Origin of the sequence: Ramlibacter ginsenosidimutans, from assembly GCF_016654015.1 — a bacterium.
GTDB classification, from domain to species: Bacteria; Pseudomonadota; Gammaproteobacteria; order Burkholderiales; family Burkholderiaceae_C; genus Ramlibacter; species Ramlibacter ginsenosidimutans.
Map to the genome: position 1 here is coordinate 1 of NZ_JAEPWM010000026.1, position 1,000 is coordinate 1,000.

The following is a 1,000-nucleotide window of genomic DNA, read 5'->3' on the forward strand; positions in this document are numbered from 1 at the left end:
TGTGATGTCTCAATAGGTTGTTCATCCGTCCCTGATTTGGGAAGCTGTGGTTACCAAGCCCAGCCAACCATCTCGGGAGAGGACGGATGAACAGACCCAAGAATGCAGCATTGACTCCGATTGGTCGAGGCCTGTTGGTCAACAGGGTTCGGCTGCAGTGCTGGACTGTCGGGGCGGCAGCAGATGCTGCGGGGGTGAGCAGGCGCACTGCCTTCAAGTGGCTGGCCCGCTTTGATGCCGAAGGGATTGCCGGTCTTGAGGACCGCAGCTCGCGCCCGCATCGCAGCCCCTCGGCGTGTTTGGCTGCGGAGGTCGCGGATTTCGAGCAACGGCGTCGAAATCGCATTCCGCTCTGGCGCATTGCCCAGGAGTGCGGACGCAGCTTGGCCACCGTGAGCCGCCACATGGCCCGCGCGGGGCTCTCCAGGCTGAAGTCACTGGAGCCCGTGCAGCCGATCTGTCGTTATGAGCGTGCAGCGCCTGGGGAGCTTCTGCACATCGATACAAAGCGACTCGGGCGCATCAATGGCGTAGGCCACCGCATCACCGGCGACCGGACCAAGAACCGCAACATCGGCATCGGCTGGGACGCGGTGCACTTGGCCATTGATGACCATTCCCGAGTGTCGTTCGCGCAGATCAAACCCGATGAAACCGCGCTGAGCTGCGTTGAGTTCCTGCGCCAGGCAGTTGCGTACTACAACCGCTTGGGCGTGCAGATCGATCGCGTCATGACCGATAACGGCACGGGCTACAAGAAAACCTACAGGCTCGCTTGCGAAGCCCTGGGCATCCGCCACGTGCGAACCCGCCCCTACACGCCCAAGACCAACGGAAAGGCCGAGAGGTTCGTGCAAACGAGTCTGCGAGAGTGGGCCTATGTACGACCCTACGAGAGCTCAGCCGAACGCGAAGCCGCTTTGCAGCCCTTCATTGACCGCTACAACTGGCTGCGACCACACTCCGCTCTTAATCACAGGCCGCCCATGTCTCGGATCCG

The 1,000-nt window shown here is 61.8% G+C and carries 1 protein-coding gene; it reads left to right on the top strand.

Annotated elements, in window-relative coordinates:
* Positions 1-86: 86 nt before the first annotated feature.
* The coding region (locus JJB11_RS25850) for an IS481 family transposase (RefSeq protein ID WP_201178221.1) at positions 87-1,000 on the top strand (914 nt) is incomplete at its 3' end.